The organism is Daeguia caeni (assembly GCF_042653845.1).
GTDB classification, from domain to species: Bacteria; Pseudomonadota; Alphaproteobacteria; order Rhizobiales; family Rhizobiaceae; genus Brucella; species Brucella caeni.
This window is the reverse complement of record NZ_JBHSEL010000044.1, coordinates 106607-129706: the sequence shown is the minus strand read 5'-3', so window position 1 is coordinate 129706 and position 23100 is coordinate 106607. Positions and strand designations below refer to the sequence as shown.

Sequence of the window (23100 nt, the reverse complement as noted above, 5' to 3'; positions counted from 1 at the left end):
TTTGCCGGGGATTGCCGTGAAAAATGCCAGATGTTGTACACCCTTTCGTGCAAGGGGCCGCAGCTGCTGAATGATCGTTCCATGCTGCGGCCATGACGCAAGATTATTTCTTCAGCCTTTCGGCATGCCAGCGCAGGTGATCGCCCATGAAGGTGGAGATGAAGAAATAGGAATGGTCATAGCCCTCGCGCATGTTGAGCGTGAGTGGAATGCCCGACTTGTCGCAGGCCTCCTGCAAGAGCCATGGCCGCAGACCTTCATCGAGAAAGCCATCGGCCGTGCCCTGATCGACCAGAATTTCTGCCACACGATGGCCGTCCTCGATCAGAAGTGTTGCATCATAGGCGCGCCATGCCGTCTCATCCGGTCCCAGATATTTTTCCAGCGCCGGTCGCGACCAGCCTGCCGTTGATGGCTGCACGATCGGTGCAAAGGCCGAGACCGAGCGGAAACGCTCAGGATTTTTCAGCGCAATGGTGAGTGCGCCATGCCCACCCATGGAATGGCCGGTGATGGCCTGTCGTGTCATGTCAATCGGAAATTGTGCTGCAATCAGCCTGGGCAGCTCATCCGTGACATAGCTGTACATCCGGTAATGTTCGGCAAAGGGGGCTTCGGTTGCATCAAGATAGAAACCGGCCCCCTTGCCGAATTGCCAGTTATCCGGCTCATCGGGGATGGTGTCGCCACGTGGGCTTGTATCAGGGCAAATGACGGCAATTCCAAGTTCTGCGGCCAATTGCCGATATTCGCCCTTGTCCATGACATTCTGGTGTGTGCATGTAAGCCCCGACAGATACCAGAGCAGCGGGACGGGGCCTTGCTCTGCCTGCGGCGGCAGAAAAAGGGCAAAGGTCATGTCGCATTTGCAGGTCTCACTTGCGTGGCGATAGACGCCCTGAACCCCGCCATGGCTTTTGGCTTTTGCGATCGTTTCCATGAATTCCTAACCTCCAAGTGCGACCGCGGCATTGACGGCGGCGGCGACAAGAACCGTATTGAAGAAGAATGCGAGAACCGAATGCGCCAGCGTTATGCGGCGCATGGTCGTGGTGGTGACATTGGTGTCGGATGTCTGGGCGCACATGCCGATGATGAAGGCATAATAGGCAAAATCCCAGCCGCAGGGAGCTTTCGTGCCGGGAAACTCCAGCCCGCCTTTGTGGCCTGGCGTGCTTGCGCTTGTTGCCTGCTCCGGCTGCCAATAGACATGGGCATAATGCAGCGCTGTCATCATGTGGATCGTCGCCCAGCCAAGCGGCACGGATGCGAGCGTCGAAATGAGCGAAAACAGGCTTGCCTGTGGCTTCTGGTTGACCAGCATGAACAGCGAGACAACCGCCACTACGACCGTGGCAATGGTGACGAGAAAGATGATCCATGTCGGCTGGTCGGTGCTGGCAGCGTTTTTCTTGAGAAAACCTGCCGTCAGGTGCGGAAGCGTTGTCAGGCTGAGCGCCAGAAAGAGCAGGAAAAAGCAGTTTGCCCCGATGATCGGGGCAAGTGGCCGGTCGAGGTAAAAGGCTGCGCCAAAGGCAGGCAGACCGCCAAGGGCAGCCAGATAGAACGACATATGGCGACGCAGCAGGAACATCATGTCATTGCCCCCAGGGCCTCGCACCCATGCACGGCGCGGAATATGGACCATGCAGCAAAGAGTGGATCTTTGCCGCATGGTCTGTCCACATCAATAGACGATGACCGAGCGGATCGACTTGCCTTCATGCATCAGGTCGAAGGCGGTGTTGATCTCTTCCAGCGGCATGGTGTGGGTGATGAGATCATCGATGTTGATCTTGCCTTCCATGTACCAGTCGACGATCTTTGGCACGTCCGTGCGGCCGCGCGCACCGCCAAAGGCCGTACCCTTCCACACGCGGCCGGTGACGAGCTGGAACGGACGGGTGGAGATTTCCTTGCCGGCTTCCGCCACGCCGATGATGATCGATTCACCCCAGCCGCGATGGCAGCATTCCAGCGCCTGCCGCATGACATCGACATTGCCGGTGGCATCAAAGGAATAATCCGCGCCGCCATCGGTAAGATCCTGAATGGCCTGCACCACCTTGTCATTGCCGATTTCGCGTGGATTGATGAAGTCGGTCATGCCGAATTTGCGCGCCATGGCTTCCTTGGCCGGATTGATGTCAACGCCGATGATCTTGTCGGCGCCGACCATCCGCGCACCCTGAATGACGTTAAGCCCAATGCCGCCTAGGCCAAACACCACGACATTCGAGCCGGGGCGGACTTTTGCCGTATAGATCACCGCGCCAATGCCGGTGGTAACGCCGCAGCCAATGTAACAGATCTTGTCGAAGGGGGCGTCTTCGCGCACTTTTGCCACGGCGATTTCCGGCAGAACCGTGAAGTTCGAGAAGGTCGAACAGCCCATATAGTGGAAGATTTCACTGCCATCGCAGGAAAAGCGCGTGGTGCGGTCCGGCATCAATCCCTGTCCCTGCGTGGCGCGGATCGCGGTGCAAAGGTTTGAGCGCTGCGACAGGCAGGTTTTGCACTGGCGGCACTCCGGCGTGTAAAGCGGAATGACATGGTCGCCCGGCTTCACGGTCGTCACCCCTGCGCCCACCTCGCGCACAATGCCAGCACCCTCATGGCCGAGAATGGCCGGGAACTTGCCTTCGGAATCAAGTCCCGACAGCGTATAGGCATCCGTGTGGCAAACGCCGGTCGCCATGATTTCGACCAGCACTTCGCCCGCCTTCGGGCCGCTGATGTCGATGGTCTCAATGGTCAGCGGCTTGTTTGCCTCCCAGGCAACGGCAGCGCGTGATTTCATGGTTTGTTCCCTTCTGGTTGGCTGCGGCATCCTATTTCAGATAGGTGCGCAGGATTCGCATGATTTCGTCGATTTCGGCGTCGGGGTCGGCCACAGGGGGCAGCGCCAGCGTGGCGCGCGCCTGACCAAAGGTTTCGCGCATATGGCTTTCCAGAACTTCCGCCATCAGCCCATTGGCAGCCCCGCGCAGGGCGGCAATCTGCTGCAATAGTGCAGCACAATCCGTGCCCGCTTCAACCGCGCGCTCAAGCGCTTCGGCCTGTCCGCGTATGCGGCGCAGACGCGTCAAGGCGCGTTTCTTGTCCTCTGGCGAATGTGGCATGGAAATCCTCCCGACAGGACAAGACTATATACTCTAGGGGAGTATGTCAATCGCACTGTCTCACTGGACAAGCGCTTCAAGCTGATGCAAACCGCAACAGCCTTGAACCAATGGAAGCGACAGCGTGCCGACACTGCCCGATTTACCCGTGACCCGCATCTTGCCTGCTCTGGATGAGGCGCTTTCCCGCCATCAGAGCGCGGTGCTGGTTGCGCCACCCGGGGCGGGCAAGACCACGCTGGTGCCGCTGCACCTGCTTGATGCATCCTGGCGGGGTGACGGCATGATCGTGTTGCTTGAGCCGCGCCGTTTGGCCGCGCGTGCCAGCGCCAACCGCATGGCCGCACTGCTCGGCGAACAGCCGGGCGAGACGGTCGGCTACCGCATGCGGCTTGAAAGCAAAGTCTCGGCGAAGACAAAAATCCTGGTCGTCACCGAGGGCGTCTTTGCCCGCATGATCCTTGATGATCCGGATCTGACAGGCATTGCCGCCGTGCTGTTTGACGAGTTTCATGAACGCAGCCTTGATACGGATTTCGGTCTGGCCTTGGCGCTCGATGTGCAGGCTGCTCTTCGCGATGACCTGAAAATCCTGGTCATGTCGGCAACGCTTGACGGCGCGCGTGTGGCTTCGCTTCTGAGGGATGCACCGGTGGTCGAAAGCGAAGGCCGCGCTTATCCGGTCGAGATACGCTATCGCGACCGCAAGGCGGATGAACGCATTGAAGAGGCAATGGCGCGCGCAATCCGCGATGCGCTGGTGGAAGAAACCGGCTCCATTCTGGCTTTTCTGCCGGGGCAGGGCGAGATTGAACGCACGGCGCGTCTGCTGGAAGAGCGCTTGCCAGCCAATGTGATGCTTGCCCCGCTTTATGGCGCGATGGAAGGCCGTGATCAGGATGCGGCGATCAGACCGGCGCCGGAAGGCTGCCGCAAGGTCGTGCTGGCAACCTCGATTGCCGAAACTTCCATCACCATTGATGGCGTGCGCGTGGTGATCGACAGCGGCCTTGCCCGCTTGCCCAAATATGAACCGGCAACCGGCCTGACCCGGCTTGAGACGGTGCGAGCCGCGCGTGCTGCCGTCGATCAGCGCGCTGGTCGCGCTGGCCGTACGGAGCCCGGCATTGCCATTCGCCTCTGGCATCAGGGCCAGACGGCCTCCTTGCCGGCCTTTGCGCCGCCGGAAATTCTGGAGGCTGATCTTTCCGGCCTTGTGCTGGACGCGGCTGCATGGGGGGTGACGGATCCTGCCACCTTGTCCTTTCTTGACCCGCCGCCAAAACCGGCGCTCAAGGAAGCCAGGGCCCTGCTCACCCGGCTGGGCGCGCTTGATGCGGATGGCCGGATTACGCCAGATGGCATGGCCATGCGTGCCTTGGCGCTTCCGGCGCGCCTTGCCCATATGGTGGCCGAGGCGGGCAAGCGCGGCGAGGCAAGGGCTGCGGCAGAACTTGCCATGCTTTTGACCGAGCGCGGCCTTGGTGGCAATGACGTTGACCTTGAAAGCCGCATGGCGCGTTTTCGCAATGACCGCTCCGACCGCGCCCAGCGTGTGCGGGGGCTGGCAAAACGCCTTGCCGAGTCCGTGCCGAGTCAGGGCGAAGGCAGCGGCTCCAGCATCGGGCGCATGCTGATCGATGCCTATCCCGACCGAATTGCCAAGGCGCGCGGACAGGCGGGGCAATTTCTGCTGGCCAATGGGCGCGGCGGTGAAATCGACACGGGTTCAAGCCTCAGCCGCGCCTCATGGCTGGTGGTGGCCGATATGTCGGGCAAGGCAGGGCGCGCACGCATCCTGTCTGCGGCGGAAGTGACGGAAGCCGAAATCCGCGCCGCCCTTGGCAGCAGGATCGAAAGTGGCAGTCAGGTCATTTATGATCCGGAAAAGAATGCGCTGCGCGCGCGCGAAGCAGTGCGAATCGGCGCCATTGCCCTGTCGGAAAAGCCGCTTGCCGCTCCTAAGGGGGCTGCCGCCGATGAAGGCGTGATTGCCGCCGTGCGCGAGCATGGGCTTGCAATCCTGCCCTGGACCAAGGAGACGGAAATCCTGCGCTGCCGTCTTGGTTGGCTCTATCGCGGCCTTGGCGAGCCATGGCCGCCAATGGATGACGACTATCTTCTGGACAGGCTTGAAAACTGGCTTTTGCCATTTCTGACTGGCGAAGCCGAGCTTGACCGTATACCGGGACATGCCATGCGCAATGGCCTGATGAGCCTTGTGCCTTTTGATCTGCAACGCAGTGTCGACAGGCTTGCCCCAACCCATTTTGAAGTGCCGACCGGCTCCAATATTCCCATCCGCTATGATGGCGACGAGCCGGTGATCGCTGTACGTGTACAGGAACTGTTCGGCCTTTCCGAACATCCGTCGATTGCCAATGGCAAGGTGCCGCTTTTGCTGGAGCTTCTTTCGCCTGCCCATCGCCCGATCCAGATCACACGCGATCTGCCGGGCTTCTGGAAAGGTTCATGGGCGGATGTGCGTGCCGACATGCGCGGACGCTATCCAAAACATGTCTGGCCGGAAGATCCCGCCAATGCAGAAGCCACCCGCCGCGCCAAGCCGCGCGGGGCTTGAAAGCGACAGCACAAAGATTTAGCGATTGCAGATGGACTGATGGAGAATTGAATTCTCAGGCCTGTTTGGCGCTGAAGCGGGCTCTGACTCATTGAATCTACGTATCGTGCTTTCCAAAAATCGAATCCGCTTTGGGGCTGTATTGTCGTGATCATTTACGCGTGTGGGGGGGCATTATGGGTGCAATTTCAATTTGGCATTGGCTGATCGTTCTCATCGCGGTCGGCATTCCGCTTTATTTCATTTTCAAAGGACGTCCGGAAGGAGAAAACCGTTTTGGCGATGTTGCCGAATCGCGCGAATTTACGGAAGCAATAGCGTCATTCTTTCGCAACTACGTGAATTTTTCCGGTCGAGCCAGCCGGTCGGAATTCTGGTATTCGATATTGTTTCTCTGCATTGTTTCCGGCGTTCTAAGTGCAGCTGACCAAACTGGAAATCTTGATGAGCTGTGGTTTCTTGCCACCGTTTTGCCTTCGTTGGCCGTGACGGCGCGCCGCCTGCACGACACCAACAGAAGCGGTTGGCTGCAATTGCTGGTTTTTTGTCCGCCGGTTGGCACCATTGCGCTCATTGTCTGGTGCTGCCAGCGACCTGCTGAATGGGACATTGCAAAGCCCGGAGCAGCTGCTCTGGGACCTGCAGGAAGTGGTGTAGCATCATGTCCGGTTGGTGAACGTTACCAGCCACGGACAAAAGCCGCGTCAGAGGTGATTGTTACGATCGATGCTCTTGAACGGCTCGCAAAACTGAAGGACAGTGGTGCGATTACGCAGGAAGAGTTTGAAGCTGAAAAGCAGAAGATCTTCGGACGTTAATCCAGAACGCGAAGGTTCACGCCATCGACATCAACCAAGTGGTTGGAAGGCGGTTTCCAGCCGTAAATCCATGCGGAAATGACCATCATAATGCAATCCGAGCTCAGCAATCGCGCCTCAAATCTCTCGCGCCGTCCGCGCCTGACCACGCTTGTGCGTGTGCGCTGGCTTGCCATTGCCGGCCAGACGGCAACGGTCATGCTGGTGGCGCTTTATCTGCAATTTCCATTCGCCGTTGGCATCTGTCTTGCGCTCATTGCCGCCTCGGCCTGGCTGAACCTGCTTTTGGCCTTCCGCTTTCCCAGCAATCACCGCCTCAATCCGGCTGCGGCCAGCCTGGTTCTGGCCTTTGACATTCTGCAATTGGCCGGGCTGCTTTATCTGACCGGCGGCTTGCAGAACCCCTTTGTCATTCTGATGATCGTGCCCGTCATCATTTCTGCCACCTCGCTGTCTGCGCGCCATACCTTCTTTCTGGGGCTCCTGGTCGTGGCCTGCACATCATTGCTGACGATCTATTACGAGCCTCTGCCGTGGTTTCCGAGCGAACAGCTTGATCTGCCCTTTTTCTATGTCATCGGCATCTGGTGTGCGATCATTTCCGCGCTTGGCTTTACCGCCGTCTATGCCTATCGCATTGCCGAGGAAGCGCGCCAGCTGGGCGATGCGCTGACGGCAGCCGAACTGGTGCTGCAGCGCGAGCAGCACCTGTCGGCGCTCGACGGGCTTGCGGCTGCCGCCGCGCACGAACTCGGCACCCCGCTTGCCACAATCGCGCTGGTGGTCAAGGAAATGCAGCGCGCCCATGGCAAGGATCCCGCGCTTGCGGAAGATATTGCGCTACTGCATTCGCAGACCCAGCGCTGCCGCGAGATTCTTCAGCGTCTGACCAGCCTGTCGTCGGAAAATGAGGAACATATGTCGCGCCTGCCGCTGTCCTCGCTGATTGAGGAAGTGATCGCGCCGCATCGCAATTTTGGCGTCACCATTAATGTGTACAAACGCGCCGGCGCAAGTGCTGAACCAATCACCCGCCGCAATCCCGGCCTGCTCTATGGGCTGGGCAATCTGATTGAAAATGCGGTCGATTTTGCCCGTGGCGAGGTCAATGTCACATGGGGCTGGACGGATACAGATGTTTTCATTCTCATCGAGGATGATGGCGAAGGCTTCAGGCCGGAAATTCTCGACCGAATCGGTGAGCCCTATACGACCAGCCGCGATGCCAACCAGACCGGCGGCGGGCTTGGTCTGGGCCTCTTCATTGCCAAGACCCTGCTGGAGCGGTCAGGGGCGCAGATCTCCTTCCGCAACCGCAGCAATCCGGGACAGGGAGCCGAGGTGCGGGTCGTTTGGCCGCGCACACTTTTCTCCGCCAATGGCTGATCCAGCCTTTGCCGATATGCCGTTTGCTGGCTTTCGTCATGTTTCAGGCTGCATGGTCGAAAACAATTTGCTAGAAATTGGCAGTAAAAACAATGTTTCCAGCCCGGATTCGCCTTGTTGCCGCATATGGCCCTGTCGTGATCACTTAATGGCTATTTGACTTTTTGACGCAGGGGTATCAATAAGGGAACGTAGAAAATAGCAGGAATTTTCAGATGGACGACTTGAAGCAGGAAGATACTGACGCCATTGGCAATGATCCCACCCTTCTTCTGGTTGATGATGACAAGCCATTCTTGCAGCGCCTTGCGCGCGCGATGGAATCGCGCGGCTTTCAGGTAACCACGGCCGAATCTGTCGAAGAGGGTATTGCGGCCGTCAAGGCTGCCCCGCCCGCTTTCGCAGTGGTTGACATGCGTCTGGGGGATGGCAATGGGCTGGATATCATCGAAGCCATTCGCTCCCGCCGCAGCGATACGCGCGCCATTGTGCTGACCGGCTATGGCAATATAGCCACTGCCGTCAATGCAGTGAAGCTTGGCGCGATCGATTATCTGTCCAAGCCGGCCGATGCGGATGAAGTCTTTGCCGCCCTGACGCGCAAGCCAGGTGAAAAGGTTGCCCCGCCGGAAAATCCGATGTCGGCGGATCGTGTCCGCTGGGAACATATCCAGCGTGTCTACGAAATGTGCGAACGCAATGTGTCGGAAACGGCGCGTCGCCTCAACATGCATCGCCGCACCCTGCAGCGCATTCTGGCCAAGCGCGCACCGCGCTGAATCCGGCTGCTTGAAGCCTCAGTCAAGCTCGGCTTCGGGGATCGCGAAGCCGGCCAGTTCCGCTTGTGTCAGCCGGGCCGCGCCTGCGCGGGCAAAACGCAGCATCAGCGCCTTTCTGGTCGCGCCTGAAAGCTTGTGCTCAGGCGCATCGCGCAGGATTTCCGCGCCATAGCCATCCGACAGGATGAAACCGCATTCTTCCGGGAAAATCTCGCGCGGCACGCCGGGGTGCGAGGCAAAGAACAGCCGATCACAGAAATCGCGATAGTCCGGCCATTTGCGATCAGCCTTCCAGTCCTCAACCGAGGATTTTATCTCCACAATCCAGATTTCTCCCTTGCGCGTCACGCCGATGAGGTCAGCACGGCGGCCGGATGCGAGTGAGAATTCCGGCAAGGCGGCCAGTCCCATATTGATGAAAAGCCGCAACACGCCGCGGCGCACTACAAGGGCGTTGTCGGATTGGCGCCGGTCAATCAGCGGGTGGGCATTGTCGAGGGTCACGATTGGCATGGCCACATAATGCGTACATAAGGCCGTGCAAACAACCGGAATCGCGGTGAAAACAACCAAAATCGCACGAAATGTGCCGGCAGCAACAGTGCAAATTCAAGGCAAAAAGGGCGAGAATACGGCAAAAATATGAATTTTCAATTTACGGTTAATGAATCGTTAACGATAGTACGCATAGTTTTGTGAGCGGGATTTGATTCGCATTTATCGTGCTCCAGATGGGGAGGGGTTATGAAATCGCGCATTTCGCGGCTGGCATCGGTCATGTTTATCGGTGCTGTCCTGGCTGGTTGCTCTACCTTCGGCAATACGTTCTACACCGCATCCTACACGTCCGTCAGCGACGCTGGCTATGTGATCCCGGCCATTCCGACAGAGAAAATTCCGCCGCAATATCGCCGCCAGATCGTGAATTACGCGACGAATGAGGCGCCCGGCACCATCATTGTCGATACGAAGTCAAAATTCCTTTATTTCATCATGCCCGGCGGCAAGGCCATGCGTTACGGTATCGGGGTCGGGCGTGAGGGCTTTGAATGGTCGGGCACTGCGCGTATTGCCATGAAGCGTGAATGGCCAACCTGGACGCCACCAGCCGCCATGATCAGGCGTCAGCCGGAACTGGCGAAATATCGTAATGGCATGAGTCCCGGCCTGAAAAATCCGCTTGGCGCGCGCGCGCTTTATCTGTTCAACAAGGGCGGTGATACCGGCTATCGCATTCATGGTACGCCGGAATGGTGGTCGATCGGCAAGGCAATGTCCTCGGGCTGCATCCGCATGATGAACCATGATATTATCGATCTCTATGAACGCGCAGAGCAGGGCGCGAAAGTTATCGTCCAGCAGTAAGCCCGATAAAATATTGCAAAGCACATCCGGAACGAAAGATGTGCTTTGCTTTAGTTGGTTACATGAAAATATGACCACTATCTGTCATTATGAGTGACAAGTATTGATCAGATAATATGTAACGATTGTTTTGATATTTATTTTTATATAATTATAAAATCTCCATATTTTGTGGTGCGTCATGTTAGTGCTATTTTATCAGTATAATGTAAACCGCAACATATGGCCGTGAATATCTTTGCCCCAATAGTTTGGCCTTGTGCGGGGCTGCGCTGGCAGGCATGCAGGCCAGCCGGCGGGGCCGTGCGGCAATCGCATCAGTATGCATTACAAGCAAAAGCGCCTGTCTGAGCGGATCAGACAGGCGCCTTGGCGTTGACAGGGATTATTGTCAGATCTGTTCGACCTGCTGCACTTCCGGCACGAAATGGCGAAGCAGGTTCTGGATGCCGTGCTTCAGCGTTGCGGTGGAGGATGGGCAGCCGGAGCAGGCGCCCTTCATGTGTAGGAACACGGTGCCGTTTTCATAGCCACGGAAGGTAATGTCGCCGCCATCCTGGGCGACAGCCGGGCGCACGCGGGTTTCGATCAGTTCCTTGATGGTTGCCACGATTTCCGTATCGGCTGCGTCATAGAATTCGCCGTCGTCATGTTCGGCTGCGGCATTGCTGTTGCCATTGTTGGCCATGACCGGTGCGCCGGACATGAAATGTTCCATGATCGTACCGAGAATGGCAGGTTTCAGATGCTGCCATTCGCCATCCGTCTTGGTGACGGTGATGAAATCATAACCGAAGAAAACACCGGTCACGCCGGGCACGGCAAAGAGTTTGGCTGCAAGCGGGGACGTATTGGCGGCAGAGGCAGCATCCCGGAAATCGGCTGTGCCTTCCGGCATGACGACCTTGCCGGGCAGGAACTTGAGCGTTGCCGGGTTCGGCGTGGTCTCGGTCTGGATGAACATATGGATCTCCCGACTGTTCGATGGGGATAAACGCGCCAAACCGCCACGGGGCTGATCCTGCCAGGGCGAAAACGCGTCTTGTTGCTCCTAATATAGGGTGATCAGCTCACCGCATCAATGTCATCATCGGTCAAACCTGCCGGAATAACCGTCACGGGCAGCGGAAACTGTGCCCGGCCGGCAAGCGATTGCACCAGGGGGCCGGGGCCATCCTTGCCGGGGCCGGCAGCAAGGATCAGGATGGCGATATCCTGATCCTCATCGATGATATTGAGCAGTTCTTCTGCCGTCTGGCCTTCACGGATCTGCAGTTCCGGCTCGATACCCTGTTCCGAGCGCACCCTGGCAGCATATTTTTCCAGAGCGGCACGGGCGCGGTCATAGGCCTCGGCGCGCATGATTTCGCCAACACCCAGGATTTGCTGGAAATCGGAATTGTCGATGACAAAGGCCATCACCAGAGCGCCATTGGAATTCTTGGCGCGGCGTGCGGCATAGGCGACGGCACGCCCGCATTCGGGCGTCTCGTCCACGACGGCGAGAAATTTGCGGCGATGGCCAGCTTCGCGGCTAAGTCGTTTTGATATCATGGGCGCAATTTGCCATCCCTGTTAGCCGCCTGCAAGCCGACAATTTTGACGCAACCTGTCCTGGGTGGCTGTTCGCAAGAATGCCTGCCGGCAGCAAAACCTGCCGGAAGCAGGCGTGTTGTAAAATCAGTCCTGCAGCCAGCCGATGATATCGCGGACATGACGCATGGTTTCTTCGGCAATGACACCGGCGCGTTCGCCGCCATCGCGCAGCACGCTGTCAATGTAGCCGGGGTCGCTCACCAGACGGCGCATTTCATGGGTGATCGGCGACAGGCGTGAAACCGCCAGATCGGCAAGGGCAGCCTTGAATTCGGAGAACTGGCGTCCGCCGAATTCCTTCAGCACCTCTTCCTTGCTTGTGGAGGCAAGGGCGGCATAGATGCCCACCAGATTGTCGGCTTCCAGCCGGCCGGCAAGGCCTCCAACCTCGGACGGCAGGCCATCCGAATCCGTCTTGGCCTTGCGGATCTTCTTGACGATGGTTTCCTCATCATCGATCAGATTGATGCGCGACAGATCGGACGGATCTGATTTCGACATTTTCTTGCTGCCATCGCGCAGCGACATGATGCGCATGGCGGGGCCTGAAATCATCGGCTCGGTCATCGGGAAGAAGCCGGAGACCTTTTCGTCGCCCACCTGCATGTCGACGCCGATGCCAAGCGCGGCAATGCGCTCGGAATAGTCATTGTTGAACTTCTGCGCGATGTCGCGGGTGAGCTCCAGATGCTGCTTCTGGTCTTCGCCCACCGGTACAGCCGTGGCACGATAAAGCAGAATGTCGGCCGCCATCAGGCTTGGATAGGCAAACAGGCCAAGCGAGGCATTTTCGCGATCCTTGCCCGCCTTGTCCTTGAACTGGGTCATGCGGCTCATCCAGCCGACGCGGGCAACACAGTTGAACACCCAGGCAAGCTCGGCATGCTGGCGCACACGGCTCTGGTTGTAGACAATGCTCTTCTTGACATCAATTCCGGCAGCCAGGAAGGCTGCGGCGACTTCGCGGGTCGATTGCATCAGCTCAACCGGATCAGGCGAAACGGTCATCGCATGCATGTCAACGACGCAATAGATGCATTCCTGCTGATCCTGAAGTTCGACCCACCGCTTGATCGCCCCGAGATAATTGCCGAGGTGAAGGTTTCCGGTTGGCTGTACACCGGAGAAGACAAGCGGTTTGAACGTGCTCATGTTGGTTTCCTGAATGTTGCCTCTGCGGGTGGAGAGCAGAGGTGGTTTGCATGCGGTCTTTTCGCAAAGGCGAAACGGCCTTTCAAGCCTTATTCTGTCTGATGTTCATCGGTTTTTGTGCTTGCGCGGCGCCTGATGCTGCGCCGGATCATGCCAAGGTCTGCCCCGCCGCTGGCAAAGGCAAGGCCGAAATAGATCACCATGGCGCCCAGCACGATTGCAATGACCGTCACGGCCCTGGTGGCAAGCGAGGCGGCACTGGAAAGTTCGGGGGCAAAATGGATGCAGGCATAATGGATGGCGACGGCCATGATGGCGGCAGAAAGGATGAGGCGCGGGATGCGGGAAAGCAGCGGCCTGTCATGCCCCCAATGGCCGCGCCTGACCAGCGTGAAGAAAAGAAGCAGGGCATAAAGCCAGCCAGAGACGATTTCCGCCGTCACAATGCCGCGTGCGCCAAAGAAGGGAAACAGGCTCAACGCAATCGAGACATTCACCACCATGGAAATGGCGGCAAAGATCATCGGGGTGCGGGTGTCCTCACGTGCAAAGAAGCCCGGGATGAATGCCTTGTTGAGCACGAAAGCGGGCAGGCCAATGCCATAGATTGCAAGCAGGGTTGATACTTCAAGTGTCGAATCGGCGCCAAACTTGCCACGTTCGAACAGAAGCCGCACAATCGGTTCGGACATGACGAGAAGGGCGGCAGCGGCGGGCAGCGTCAGAAACAGGGTGAATTCGACCGAGCGGTTTTGCAGGCTGGAGGCTTCCTGCATGTTGCCGGCACGCAAGGCGCGTGAAAGCTCTGGCAGAAGCACGGTCGCCACCGCAATGCCCACCACGCCAAGCGGCAATTGATAGATGCGGTCGGCATAGACGAGCGAGGACACTGCCCCTGCTGCACCCGATGCAATATTGGTGTTGATCAGAAGATTGATCTGGGTGATGCCGCCGGTAATGGCGGCAGGCAAGGCCAGAACCAGCAGGCGCTTGACATTGGCCGTCAGACGCGGGCGGCGAAAGCCGATCCTCATACCGGCATTGCGCACCGCAAACCAGACAATGGCAAGCTGGACGAGGCCTGCAGCCATCACGCCCCAGGACAGGCCATAGCCGACGGCAAGCGCGTCATAGCCTTGCCACCAGGCATAGACCAGTACGACAATCAGGATGACATTGAGAAAGACCGGGGCAATGGCTGCGGCGAAATAGCGGTGCAGCGAGTTCAACATGCCGCCCATCATGGCCGCAAGCGACATGCAGGCAAGATAGGGGAACATGATGACTGCCATGCGGATGGTCGTCGTGAACTTGGTCGGGTCATCGACGAAGCCCGGCGCAATGATGGTGCGCACCAGAAAGGGCATGGACAGTTCCATCACGATGGTGAGGAACAGAAGAACCGTGAACAGCACGCCAAACACTTCTTCCGAAAAGCGGCGCGCGCCATCCATGCCGTTGTTTTCGATTTCCTTGGCAAAAAGCGGCACGAAGGCGGAATTGAACGCTCCTTCGGCAAAAAGCCTGCGGAAGGTATTGGGAAAGCGGAAAGCGGCATTGAAGGCGTCGGCAACCGGGCCGGTGCCGAGTGCGGCTGCCATGAACATTTCACGCGTGAAGCCAAAGATGCGGCTCATCAGCGTGCCGGATGCGACGGTAGCGAATTTCCTGACCAGACTCATGTGCTTGGTGGCCTATGCTGCGGCTTGCGGCGAACGTGCGCCTGTCTTGCCATCCGTTTTTCCACGCATCATTGCAGTCAATTTGCGCTTGATTGTGGCCTGTCGCGTCGGGCTGGAAATCTTGTGGCCAACCAGATCCGTGACATAGAATGTGTCGATGACCTTTTCGCCAAAGGTGGTGATATGGGCAGAGGCGATGTCGAGTGACAGATCGGAGATCATGCCGGTCAGTTCCGACAACAGGCCAAGACGGTCAAGCCCTTCCACCTGAATTACGGTGAACTTGTCTGACAGATTATTGTCGATTTCGACCTGTGGTTCGATGGTGAAGGCCTTGGTGCCCTTTTTCGGCTTGGCACGCTTGGCCAGTACATCCGGCAGATGCGACTTGCCGGACAGCACATCTTCAATCACCTTGCCGACACGTTCGGCGCGGCGGCGCTCATCCTCATCCGTGTCAAATTCGCGGTTGATCATGATGGTGTCGAGCGCGCGGCCATCACTGGTGGTGAAAATCTGTGCGTCAACAATATTGCCGCCCGCCGCCGCACAGGCGCCGGCGATGATCGACAACAGGCGTGGATGGTCGGGGGCCAGAATGGTGATTTCGGTAACGGCCTCGAATGTATGCGGCTTGGCCATGGTGGCAAGCTGGCGGCCCTCGCGGTCGGCTGCGCGGATGAATTCGGCGTGGCGGACCTGATCCTCGAGGCTGACTGTCAGGAAATAGTTCATGTAATGCAGCGCAATATAGGCCTCGCGCTCGGCCTGCGGCCAGTCGGACAGCCGCTCGGCCAGTGCCTCACGGGCCTGCCGTTCGCGGTCTGCCCGCGGCAGTTCTGAGAAGCCGCCGGTCAGAACCAGCTCGGTTTCATAGAACAGCGTGCGCAGCAATTGTCCCTTCCAGCCATTCCACACGCCAGGACCGACGCCCTTGATATCGCAGACCGTGAGGATCAGCAGCAGCTTCAGGCGCTCCAGCGTCTGCACCCTGTCAGCAAAATCAATGATCGTCTTGCGGTCATTGAGGTCGCGCGATTGCGCCACCATGCTCATGGTCAGATGTTCGCGCACCAGCCAGGCAACCGTATCGGTTTCGGCCGGCGACAGGCCAAAGCGCGGGCAGAGTTTGCGCGCAATGCGCTCGCCGGCAATCGAGTGATCTTCCGGCCGTCCCTTGGCAATGTCATGCAAAAGCGTTGCGACATAAAGCAGGGTGCGGTCGCGCTTCAGCGTCTTGATCAGATGGTTGGAAAGCGGATGCTCCTGTTCATGCTTGCCATGCTTGATCTCGGACAGGATGGCGATGCAGCGCAGCAGATGCTCATCCACCGTATAGTGGTGATACATGTTGAACTGCATCATCGCGACGATCTTGCCGAAATCCGGGATGAAACGGCCAAGGACACCCGATTCATTCATGCGACGCAGGTTGAGTTCAGGATTGCGTGGCGAGGTGAGTATCTCCACAAACAGCTTGTTGGCTTCCGGATCTTCGCGCAAATTCGAATCGATGAGGCGCAGCGAGCGCGTCAGCTGCTGCATGGCTTCGGGGTGGAATTCCAGCCCGTGCTTGTCGGCGAGATGGAAGATGCGGATGATATTGACCGGATCATCCTTGAATACGTCCGGCCGCGCAATGTTGATGCGGTGATTTTCCGCGATAAAGTCGCCATTGGCCGAAAGCTTGCGCTTGCGGCGGGAAAATGTGCTGAAAACGCGGTTGAGGCCGGGCACATGCTTGGCCTGCCGTTCCTCCAGCGCCGCACAGATGATGCGGGTGAGATCGCCGACATCCTTGGCGACGAGGAAATAGTGCTTCATGAAGCGTTCGACATGATTCTGGCCCGGATGCGGACGATAGCCAAGGCGGCTTGCAATGTCCGGCTGGATGTCGAATGACAGGCGTTCCTCGGCCTTGAGCGTGACAAAATGCATGTGGCAGCGCACGGCCCAGAGAAAATCTTCCGCCTTGTTGAACAGTTTCAGCTCGCTGCGCGACAGGACACCGAGCTTGACCAGTTCCTCCTTGGTCTTGACGCGGTAGAAATACTTGGTGATCCAGAACAATGTATGCAGGTCGCGCTGGCCGCCCTTGCCTTCCTTGACATTGGGCTCGACCAGATAGCGCGTCTCGCCCGCCTTGCGGTGGCGCAGGTCGCGTTCGGCAAGCTTGGCATGGATGAATTCGGGCCCCGTGCCTTCCACCACTTCCACATCGAAACGTTTGGTCAGCGTGTCGAACAGCTCAGGGTTTCCGGTCAGAAAGCGCGCATCGAGAAGGGCGGTGCGGATCGTCATGTCCTCGCGCGCAAGGCGGATACATTCATCGACATTGCGCGTGGCGTGACCCACCTTCAGCCCCATATCCCAGAGCATGTAGAGCATATATTCCACGACCTGCTCGCCCCATGGCGTCTGCTTGTAGGGCAGCAAAAACAGAAGGTCGATGTCGGAGCCCGGTGCCAGTCCGCCGCGTCCATAGCCGCCAACGGCAACGATGGCCATGTTCTCCGCCTTGGACGGATTGCGCATCGGGAAGATCTTGGTGGTAACAAGCTCAAACAGCGCGCTGATGAGCGTGTCCATCAGATAGGACAGGCGGGTGGCGCACAAGGTGCCGCCGCCATCCTTGATCAGCATGGTTTCGGCATTGGCACGCCCGCGGATCAGCGCATCCTTGAGGGCCTGAAGAATAACCTTGCGGGTGGCAGGACTCGTATAATCTTCACTGGTTGAATCTGCCAGTTCATGCAGTTTTCGCTGGAAAGCCTCTGCATTGATGATTTCATCCAGTCTCAGATCATGTGTGCTCATGCAGATTCAAGTCCGGTTATGGGGTTCACCTCACCCTATAACCATTTTTCAGCGTCATGAACACGCAAAACACTCAATCACGGCCCAATCGCATCATGTGACAAAGCCCGGCATTGATGAAGCCGGGCCATGCCAGATCTGCAACTGAATGTTGTGATCAGCTATTATGAGACAAGATTTGCAATAACGTCGTAGACCTTGTTCATAAGAAAGCCGATAGACAGGGACAGAAGAATATACTGCATAACTTCTCTTTATGAAAGTAAGTGTTAAAGTTATTAATTAAGCGATTAACGTAAAATATATTATGAAAAATATTTCAAAATATAAATCACAATAAAGAGGATGCTATGGTTTTCTCCCGTTTTGTTATATTTTCATGATGTTTGCATCTGGAACATTGCCCGGAAAGCTGGAAGCCGTTTTCCGTCAGAAACGACCGGCAACACTATGTTCGAGCATGCCGCCCAAGAACGGGAACCGGTCCTGGGCGGCATGCTCGAACAATGTCCTGTGCAATTCAGACAATTGCCTTAATGGGCGGCGCTGGCTGCGGCAATGGCCGCCATGTTGACGATATCGGTGTCTTTCGCGCTCATGCTGACGATCTGTGCCGGCTTGTCGAGGCCAACCAGAAGCGGGCCGATAATGGTCGCACCGCCCAGTTCCTTCAGCATGTCGGCGGCAATGGAGGCGGAATGATTGTCCGGCGTGACAATCACATTTGCCGCCCCCGAAAGGCGGACGAATGGATATTGTTCCATCAGCTTCGGGTTCAGCGCCACGTCGGCGCTCATTTCGCCATCGAATTCAAAATCGACGCGGCGTTCCGACAGGATGCGCACGGCCTCCTGCACGCGCGCGCCGCTTTCACCGCCCATATGGCCGAAATTCGAGAAGGCGGTGAAGGCAACGCGCGGCAGATAGCCCATGCGCCGCGCCATGCCGGCGGCTTCAACCGCAATATCGGCAAGCTCTTCCGCCGTTGGCTTTTCATGCACGGCCGTATCGGCGATGAACACGGTGCGGCCGAGGCAGACGGCAATCGAAACGCCGACCACCCGGTGGCCGGGCTTGGAATCGATCACCCGCATGACATCGCCAAGACCTGTTGCATAGTTGCGGGTCACGCCCGTCACCATGCCATCGGCTTCGCCCAGCGCCACCATGCAGGCGGCAAAATGGTTGCGGTCATTGTTGATCAGGCGGTAGCAGTCGCGCGCCAGATAGCCCTTGCGCTGCAATTTTGCATAAAGATATTCGGCATAGACCGTATTGCGGCTGGAAAGCCGCGCATTGATGACCTCGATGCCCGGACGGTTGAGATCAAGGCCTGCGGCTTCCGCAGTCTCTGCCACGCGTTCCTCGCGGCCGATCAGGATCGCCGTGCCCAGCCCCTGATTGACATAGGAAACGGCGGCACGCATGACCTGTTCTTCCTCGCCTTCGGCAAAGACGATGCGCTTCGGTTGACGGCGTACGCGCTCAAAGATGCCGCGCAAGGTGCTGGCAATCGGATCACGACGTGCCGACAATTCACGCTTATAGGCTTCAATATCATCAATCGGTTTGCCAGCAACGCCGCTATCCATTGCAGCCTTGGCGACGGCAGCGGAAACGGAAGCAAGCAGGCGCGGATCGAACGGAACCGGGATGATATATTGCGGGCCAAAGCGCGGACGGCTGCCCTGATAGGCGGCAACCACATCATCCGGCACGTCTTCACGCGCCAGTTCCGCCAGCGCATTGACGGCTGCAATCTTCATTGCGTCATTGATGGTGGTTGCGCGCACATCAAGCGCGCCGCGGAAAATATAGGGAAAGCCCAGCACATTGTTGACCTGATTCGGATAGTCCGAACGGCCCGTGGCCACGATGGCGTCGTCGCGGATGGCTGCCACCTCTTCCGGTGTGATTTCCGGGTCCGGATTGGCCATGGCGAAAATGATCGGATTGGGCGCCATGGAGCGCACCATGTCCTCGGTCAAGGCACCCTTGGCCGACAGGCCGAAGAAGACGTCCGCCCCCTTCATGGCATCAGCCAGCGTGCGGGCATCGGTCTTGACCGCATGCGCCGATTTCCACTGGTTCATGCCCTCTTCGCGACCTTGATAGACAACGCCCTTGGTATCGCACAGCGTGACATTGTCCGGGTTGAAGCCCATGGCCTTGATCAGCTCGATACAGGCAATGCCGGCAGAGCCTGCGCCATTGCAGACGAGCCTGGTCGTCTTCATGTCGCGCCCGGTCAGATGCAGCGCATTGAGGAGGCCGGCGGCAGCAATGATTGCCGTGCCATGCTGGTCATCATGGAAAACCGGAATATCCATCAATTCGCGCAGGCGTTGTTCAATGATGAAGCAGTCCGGCGCCTTGATGTCTTCCAGATTGATGCCGCCAAAGGATGGCCCCAGATAGCGTACCGCATTGATGAAGGCATCGATATCGGTCGTGTCTATTTCAAGATCGATCGAATCAACATCGGCAAAACGCTTGAACAGCACGGCCTTGCCTTCCATGACCGGCTTTGAGGCAAGCGCACCGAGATTACCGAGGCCAAGAATGGCCGTACCATTGGAAATGACGGCAACGAGATTGCCCTTGGCGGTATAGTCATAGGCCGAGGCCGGATTTTCGGCGATGGCCTTGACCGGAACGGCAACACCCGGAGAATAGGCAAGCGACAGATCACGCTGGGTGGTCATGGGCTTGGTTGGGGTAATTTCCAGCTTGCCGGGACGACCCTGCATATGAAAATCGAGCGCTTCCTTCTCACTGGCTGTGGGTGCGCGTTCTGCAATATTGCCCTTCGGCGTCGAGGCTGGCATGTTCCCTCCGGATCAAATTCTGTGGGACGGAAAGCGATAGCGCCAGACAGCGGCGCTGTAAACTGTCCATCCCGTAATAACGGGTCGCATATAGCCGCACATTACGAAATTTTGTAACGTATTTTGTGACCTACAGGCAATAAATGAAGGTTTTGAGATGGAAATGAAAGCCAGCGATGCTCGTCCGGAAGGTCAGGCGCCGGAAGGTGATGATCTGAAAGCTCTGGAGCTGGAAGGTGGGGCAGGTGGCAAGGACGCAGCCTCCGTCCGTCTCACACCGATGATGGAACAATATATCGAGATCAAGGCGGCCAATCCCGACTCGCTTCTGTTCTATCGCATGGGCGATTTTTACGAACTCTTCTTCGATGATGCGATCGAGGCCTCGCAGGCACTGGGCATTACGCTGACCAAGCGCGGCAAGCATCTGGGCGAAGATATTCCGATGTGCGGCGTGCCGATTCACACTGCCGATGATTATCTGCAAAAGCTGATTGCCAAGGGCTATCGCGTTGCCGTCTGTGAGCAGGTGGAGGACCCGGCAGAAGCCAAGAAGCGCGGCTCGAAATCGGTGGTGCGCCGCGATGTCATCCGGCTTGTAACCCCCGGAACGCTGACGGAAGAAAAGCTGCTTGATCCATCGGAAGCCAATTTCCTGATGTCGCTTGGTCGCACACGTGGTGACAATCGTCTGGCGCTGGCCTGGATCGACATTTCCACCGGCACGTTCCGCGTCAGTGAAACCATGGTTGAGCGGCTTTATGCTGATATCATGCGCATTGATCCGCGTGAGCTGGTCGTGGCCGACAGCGCCTATCATGATGCGGAACTGAAGCCGATATTTGACCTGATCGGCAAGGCGGTGACGCCGCAGCCTGCGACCCTGTTTGACAGTGCGGCGGCAGAGGCGCGCATCCAGCGCTATTTCAATGTGGCGACGCTGGACGGTTTTGGCCGGTTTTCGCGCGCTGAACTGTCGGCGATTGCCGGTGCCATTGCCTATATTGAAAAGACGCAGATTTCCGAGCGCCCGCCCTTGATGCGGCCGGAACGCGAGGAAGAGGGCGGCACGCTTTTCATCGACCCCGCCACCCGCGCCAGCCTGGAGCTCACCCGTACCATGTCGGGCAATCGCGATGGCAGCCTGCTGAAAGCCATCGATCGTACGGTGACCGGCGGCGGTGCGCGTTTGCTTGCCGAGCGGCTGACCGCCCCTTTGACCATTCCCGCGGAAATCGGCAAGCGGCTTGATTCCGTGTCATGGTTCCTGTCCGAACCTACCTTGCGCGATGCCGTTCGGCTTGAACTCAAAAGCGTGCCGGATATGCCGCGCGCCCTGTCGCGTCTTGCGGTCGGGCGCGGCGGCCCGCGTGATCTGGGGGCTCTGGCCCGCGGATTTGAAGCCGCCCGAGTCATTGCCGAATTGTTTGAAAATGCGCTTTTGCCGGATGAACTGGCCGAGGCGCGCGAGGCAATTGCCGCGTTGCCGCTTGATTTTGCCTGCCATCTTGACCGGGCGTTGGCCGATGAAATGCCGCTGATCAAGCGCGACGGCGGTTTTGTCCGCGAAGCCTATAATGCGGAACTGGATGAAATGCGCGCCTTGCGCGACCAGTCGCGCCGCATCATTGCCGGGCTGCAAAACGACTATATCGAAGAGACCGGCATCAAGTCGCTCAAGATCAAGCATAACAATGTGCTTGGCTATTTCATTGAAGTGACCGCCAATCATGCGGCTGCCATGACCGAGACGGATGCCGCCAAGGCGCGCTTCATCCATCGCCAGACCATGTCAAACGCCATGCGCTTTACCACGACAGAGCTGGCAGAACTGGAAAGCAAGATCGCCAATGCGGCCGATCGCGCCCTGTCGATTGAACTGGCGATTTTCGAGGAACTGACGGCGGAAGCCGTCGCCCATGCCGATCGCATCCGCAAGGCGGCAGGCGCGTTGAGTGTGCTTGATGTCTCGGCCGCTCTGGCCGTGCTTGCCGATGAACTGGGCTATTGCCGGCCAGTGGTCGATGAAAGCCTTGCCTTCAATATTGTCGGCGGACGCCATCCGGTGGTCGAACAGGCCTTGCGCCGGCAGGCGGCCAATCCGTTTGTTGCCAATGATTGCGACCTGTCGCCGGAAAGGGACGGCCATCATGGCGCTATCTGGCTTTTGACCGGGCCGAACATGGGCGGTAAATCGACCTTTCTTCGCCAGAATGCGCTGATTGCCATCCTGGCCCAGATGGGCTCCTTCGTGCCTGCGACCTCCGCCCATATCGGCATTGTCGACCGGTTGTTCAGCCGTGTTGGTGCATCAGATGATCTGGCGCGTGGCCGTTCGACCTTCATGGTCGAAATGGTTGAAACGGCTGCCATTCTCAATCAGGCAGGCGAGCGCTCGCTGGTCATTCTCGATGAAATCGGGCGCGGCACGGCAACCTTTGACGGGCTTTCGATCGCCTGGGCGGCGGTTGAATATCTGCATGAGAAGAATCGCTGCCGTGCGCTCTTTGCCACCCATTTCCACGAGATGACGGCGCTATCGGAAAAGCTTGAGCGGCTTTCCAATGTCACCATGCGGGTGAAGGAATGGGACAATGACGTGGTCTTCCTGCATGAAGTCGCCAAGGGAGCAGCCGACCGCTCCTATGGCGTGCAGGTGGCGCGTCTGGCGGGCCTGCCGGAAGCGGTGGTCAAACGCGCCCGCGACGTGCTGCAACAGCTGGAAGCTGGCGAGACATCCGGCAAGGCCGACAAGCTGATTGATGATCTGCCGCTGTTTTCCGTCGTGCTGAAGCAGGAACAGGCAAGGCCGCAAAAGGCGGTGAAGGAGAGCGAGGTGGTAAAGACGCTTGCCGCAGTCAGCCCGGATGATCTGACCCCGCGCGAAGCGCTTGATCTCATATACAGGCTGAAGGAACTGGCGGCGAAGGAATAACGGCTGCGGACGGAACGCCGGTTTCCGCTTTTGCTGGAA

At 58.0% G+C, this 23100-nt stretch carries 17 protein-coding genes; 6 read left to right on the top strand and 11 right to left on the bottom strand.

What is annotated here, in order from left to right:
- Positions 1–103 precede the first annotated feature (103 nt).
- From fghA to ACFO1V_RS05655, 4 genes are all read right to left on the bottom strand, one after another.
- Complete coding sequence (fghA, locus tag ACFO1V_RS05670; RefSeq protein ID WP_374830056.1) at positions 104–940, bottom strand: S-formylglutathione hydrolase; 837 nt, start codon at positions 938–940, stop codon at positions 104–106.
- 6 nt (positions 941–946) lie between these two features.
- Positions 947–1594: a DUF1345 domain-containing protein gene (locus ACFO1V_RS05665; protein WP_374830274.1), complete on the bottom strand. Its 648-nt coding sequence runs from the start codon at positions 1592–1594 to the stop codon at positions 947–949.
- A 93-nt stretch (positions 1595–1687) separates the two neighbouring features.
- On the bottom strand, positions 1688–2800 hold the full coding sequence (locus ACFO1V_RS05660) for an S-(hydroxymethyl)glutathione dehydrogenase/class III alcohol dehydrogenase (RefSeq protein WP_374830058.1): 1113 nt from the start codon (positions 2798–2800) through the stop codon (positions 1688–1690).
- Between the two features lie 31 nt (positions 2801–2831).
- Positions 2832–3122: a metal/formaldehyde-sensitive transcriptional repressor gene (locus ACFO1V_RS05655; protein ID WP_374830060.1), complete on the bottom strand. Its 291-nt coding sequence runs from the start codon at positions 3120–3122 to the stop codon at positions 2832–2834.
- 124 nt (positions 3123–3246) lie between these two features.
- Between ACFO1V_RS05655 and hrpB the strand changes: the two genes are divergently transcribed.
- The 4 genes from hrpB (at position 3247) to regA (ending at position 8686) form a co-directional block, all read left to right on the top strand.
- On the top strand, positions 3247–5703 hold the full coding sequence (hrpB, locus tag ACFO1V_RS05650) for an ATP-dependent helicase HrpB (protein ID WP_374830062.1): 2457 nt from the start codon (positions 3247–3249) through the stop codon (positions 5701–5703).
- Between the two features lie 176 nt (positions 5704–5879).
- Complete coding sequence (locus ACFO1V_RS05645; protein WP_374830064.1) at positions 5880–6521, top strand: DUF805 domain-containing protein; 642 nt, start codon at positions 5880–5882, stop codon at positions 6519–6521.
- Between the two features lie 90 nt (positions 6522–6611).
- Positions 6612–7907 (top strand): ActS/PrrB/RegB family redox-sensitive histidine kinase, encoded by a 1296-nt coding sequence (locus ACFO1V_RS05640; protein ID WP_374830066.1) that lies wholly within the window; start codon positions 6612–6614, stop codon positions 7905–7907.
- Positions 7908–8122: 215 nt separating this feature from the next.
- A complete protein-coding gene (gene regA, locus ACFO1V_RS05635; RefSeq protein WP_374830068.1) occupies positions 8123–8686 on the top strand; it encodes a global response regulator transcription factor RegA in 564 nt (187 codons plus the stop codon).
- Between the two features lie 18 nt (positions 8687–8704).
- Here the strand turns inward: regA and ACFO1V_RS05630 are convergent, their stop codons facing one another.
- Positions 8705–9199 (bottom strand): MmcB family DNA repair protein, encoded by a 495-nt coding sequence (locus ACFO1V_RS05630; protein ID WP_374830071.1) that lies wholly within the window; start codon positions 9197–9199, stop codon positions 8705–8707.
- A 231-nt stretch (positions 9200–9430) separates the two neighbouring features.
- Between ACFO1V_RS05630 and ACFO1V_RS05625 the strand changes: the two genes are divergently transcribed.
- Positions 9431–10051 carry a L,D-transpeptidase gene (locus ACFO1V_RS05625; RefSeq protein WP_374830073.1) on the top strand — a complete coding sequence of 207 codons (621 nt, stop codon included), beginning with the start codon at positions 9431–9433 and terminating at the stop codon, positions 10049–10051.
- A gap of 391 nt (positions 10052–10442) precedes the next feature.
- Here the strand turns inward: ACFO1V_RS05625 and ACFO1V_RS05620 are convergent, their stop codons facing one another.
- From ACFO1V_RS05620 to ACFO1V_RS05595, 6 genes are all read right to left on the bottom strand, one after another.
- Entirely contained in the window at positions 10443–11015 is a 573-nt protein-coding gene (locus tag ACFO1V_RS05620; RefSeq protein WP_374830075.1) for a NifU family protein, read from the bottom strand.
- A 101-nt stretch (positions 11016–11116) separates the two neighbouring features.
- On the bottom strand, positions 11117–11605 hold the full coding sequence (locus ACFO1V_RS05615; protein WP_374830077.1) for a universal stress protein: 489 nt from the start codon (positions 11603–11605) through the stop codon (positions 11117–11119).
- Positions 11606–11731: 126 nt separating this feature from the next.
- Complete coding sequence (trpS, locus tag ACFO1V_RS05610) at positions 11732–12799, bottom strand: tryptophan--tRNA ligase (RefSeq protein ID WP_374830079.1); 1068 nt, start codon at positions 12797–12799, stop codon at positions 11732–11734.
- 89 nt (positions 12800–12888) lie between these two features.
- Positions 12889–14481: a murein biosynthesis integral membrane protein MurJ gene (gene murJ / locus ACFO1V_RS05605; protein WP_374830081.1), complete on the bottom strand. Its 1593-nt coding sequence runs from the start codon at positions 14479–14481 to the stop codon at positions 12889–12891.
- A 12-nt stretch (positions 14482–14493) separates the two neighbouring features.
- Positions 14494–17298 (bottom strand): [protein-PII] uridylyltransferase, encoded by a 2805-nt coding sequence (locus ACFO1V_RS05600; RefSeq protein ID WP_374830082.1) that lies wholly within the window; start codon positions 17296–17298, stop codon positions 14494–14496.
- Positions 17299–17831: 533 nt separating this feature from the next.
- Positions 17832–20126, bottom strand: a complete 2295-nt coding sequence (locus ACFO1V_RS05595; RefSeq protein ID WP_374830084.1) for an NADP-dependent malic enzyme — start codon at positions 20124–20126, stop codon at positions 17832–17834.
- Between the two features lie 157 nt (positions 20127–20283).
- Here ACFO1V_RS05595 and mutS point away from each other — a divergent pair, with 157 nt between their 5' ends.
- The gene (mutS, locus tag ACFO1V_RS05590) at positions 20284–23061 is read left to right on the top strand and encodes a DNA mismatch repair protein MutS (RefSeq protein ID WP_374830086.1); all 2778 of its coding nucleotides are present in this window, start codon (positions 20284–20286) and stop codon (positions 23059–23061) included.
- Positions 23062–23100 lie beyond the last annotated feature (39 nt).